The sequence below is a fragment of the Corallococcus llansteffanensis genome, assembly GCF_003612055.1.
GTDB lineage: Bacteria > Myxococcota > Myxococcia > Myxococcales > Myxococcaceae > Corallococcus > Corallococcus llansteffanensis.
The window spans coordinates 1-2,714 of the sequence record NZ_RAWB01000867.1 but is presented as its reverse complement, the minus strand read 5'-3'; the positions used below and the strand labels follow the sequence as shown (position 1 = coordinate 2,714).

The window sequence follows — 2,714 nt, the reverse complement described above, 5'->3', positions numbered from 1 at the left end:
GTCACACCCCTGGGGAGGGCGGGGACAGGCCCAGGAGGGCGTCGACCTCGGCCTGGATGGCCTGCTGGAAGCGGGCGCGGCCGAAGCGTTCGGCCTGGGCGCGGGCGTCTTCCGGGCGGAAGGACTGCTCCCAGGCGTCGAACTGGCGCACCGCGGCGGCGAGCGACGCGGGGGTCTGTTCGGGGAAGAAGAGGCCGGTCTTCGCGGTGACGGTCTCCAGCGCGCCGCCCTTGCCGAAGGCGATGACGGGGCGGCCGGTGGCCTGCGCCTCCAGGGGGGTGATCCCGAAGTCCTCCTCGGGGGTGAACAGGAGCGCGCGCGCGTCGCGGTAGAGGGCGGGGAGCGCGGCGTCGGGGACGTTGCCGAGGAAGCGGATGTGCGGTGGCAGCGGGCCCGACGTGAGGCGCGCGGCCTCCTGGCCGGTGCCCACGACCCACAGGGGCGTGTCGAGGGTGCGGAACGCCTCCAGCGCGACGTCCAGCCGCTTGTAGGGGGCGAAGGCGCCGAGCCACAGGAAGTAGCCGCCCTGCCCTCCCCCTTCGAGGGGCAGCCGGGTGAAGCGGTCGAGCTCCACGGGGGGCGGGACGACGGAGGCCTCGCGGCCCCAGAAGCGGCGGATCTTCCCGGCGATGTGCTGGCTGTTGGCGACGAGGCGGTCCACGCCGTCGGTGGAGGCGCGGTCCCAGTGCTGGAGGTACGGGCGCACCGCGAGCGCGGCGGCGCGCACGGGGAGGCGGGCGCGGCCGGGGCCGAAGTAGTCGTCGAACAGGTCCCACATGTACCGCATGGGCGCGTGCACGTAGCTCAGGTGCGGCACGCCGGGCGGGGCGTGGATGCCCTTGGCCACGCAGTGGCTGGAGGACAGGACGAGGTCGTAGTCGCCGGTGATGCGCAGCGCTTCGATGGCGCGGGGGAACAGCGGCAGGAAGTGGCGGTAGCGCGCGTGGATGCCGGGGATGTGCTGGAGGAACGACGTGGTGATGCGTCGGTTCTCGATGCGCGCAGGCTGGCTGCCCGGTTGGTGGATGAGCGTGTAGAGATCCGCGTCGGGGTACAGCTCGCAGAGGGCGTCGAGGACGCGCTCTCCGCCGCGGTGGGTGACGAGCCAGTCGTGGACGAGGGCGACCTTCACGGGGGCGCCTTGTACCACTGGAGCAGCGGTGCCCGCCTGTCCCGCGTGTGGTAGGCCAGGGGCCGTGCCCTCTGTCCTACTCGACCTGCGAATGGTGCGCGGTCAGCTCCACGGCATCGCGCGCTACGCGCTGGAGCTGGCGCGAAGGTTGCCGGGGCTCGCCCCGGACCTGGAGTTCTCCGCCCTCGTCCCGGCCCAGGGGTTGCCGGACGGGCTGGGAGAGCTGACGCCCACGATTCCGCTGCACCGCACGCGGGCGGCGTACCTGTCCCCGCTGGAGCAGCCGCTGCTGGCGTATGAGCTGAACAAGCTCAAGCCGGACCTGTTCCATGCGACATCGTTCTCGCTGCCCCTGTTCTGGCCGGGAAAGCTGGTGGCGACGTTGCATGACGCGAACCACCTGGCGCTGGCGGACCAGTACACGCCGGTGCAGGCGATTTATTACAAGGCCGTGGTGGGGCCTCGGGCGCGCACGGCTTCCGCGCTGATCACCGTGTCTGACTTCTCCCGGGAGGAATTGGGGAAGTATCTGAAGATGTCGCCGTATCGGTTCCAGGTGATCCACAACGGCGTGGATCCACGCTTCGAACCGCCCACGGCGAGTGAGGCCCGGGCGTTCCGGGAACGGCATGAGTTGCCGGAGCGATACGTGGCGGTGGTAGGCAACGCGAAGCCGTTCAAGAACCTGGCGATGCTGGGGAAGTTCGCGACGGACCTGCCGGTGCCCCTGGTGTTGCTCGCGGGCAAGGGCGCGGTGGCGCACGAGACGGGCTTGCACGAGAACGTCATCGACCTGGAGGAGCTACCCGAGTCGGAGATGGCGTTGTTCTACGGAGCAGCGGCGGCGCTGCTGGTGCCATCGAAGTACGAGGGCTTTGGATTGCCCGCCCTGGAGGCAATGGCGGCCGGGTGTCCCGTGATCGCGGCGGATGCGACCGCGCTCCCGGAAGTGGTGGGCAATGCGGCGATGCGCCTGCCTCCCGACGACGCGAATGCCTGGCGTGAAGCCACGCTGAAGGTGCTCCGAGATGACATCCTTCGCCGGGAGTTGAGTGAACTGGGGCGCGAGCGGGCTGCGCGATTCAACTGGAATGCCTGTGCACTCAAAACACTCGGAGTGTATCGTCGCGCCCAGGGGTGAGTGGAGTCGCGCCCTGCCACCCACCGTGGTTCTACGAAACCACGTGAGACACTTCTCCGCGCCAGAGACTGTTCATGAACCAAGTAGCCCTCCGCGTCTCCGTGGTGCTCGCCCTGGCACTGCTCGCGAATTGCTCAGGCGCATCCTCCGACACCGAATCGGCCCTGGCCCCCGCCGAGCACACGGTCCAGAAGGAGCTCAATTCGCCGACGGTGACGCCGCTTCACTCCGAACGGGGCGGTATCGGACTTCAATTCCAGGCTTCCAACAATCCCGCACGGACTGCGCTGCTGCCGCTGGACCTTCGCCGCTCGCTGGTGGTGACCGAGCAGGCCATTGTCAGCACCTTCACCCTGAAAGAGGTCCTGGATCAGCTTGTCGCACAGGGCAACGTCCCGGGGCTCACCAGCCTTCAACTCTTCCGCCAGCTCTGGGACACCC

The 2,714-nt window shown here is 69.1% G+C and carries 3 protein-coding genes; 2 read left to right on the top strand and 1 reads right to left on the bottom strand.

Annotated elements, in window-relative coordinates:
• Position 1: 1 nt before the first annotated feature.
• Entirely contained in the window at positions 2-1,132 is a 1,131-nt protein-coding gene (locus D7V93_RS41400; protein WP_120648475.1) for a glycosyltransferase, read from the bottom strand.
• 91 nt (positions 1,133-1,223) lie between these two features.
• Between D7V93_RS41400 and D7V93_RS41395 the strand changes: the two genes are divergently transcribed.
• Positions 1,224-2,273, top strand: a complete 1,050-nt coding sequence (locus D7V93_RS41395; protein ID WP_120648474.1) for a glycosyltransferase family 4 protein — start codon at positions 1,224-1,226, stop codon at positions 2,271-2,273.
• Between the two features lie 101 nt (positions 2,274-2,374).
• The coding region (locus D7V93_RS41390) for a hypothetical protein (protein ID WP_279636994.1) at positions 2,375-2,714 on the top strand (340 nt) is incomplete at its 3' end.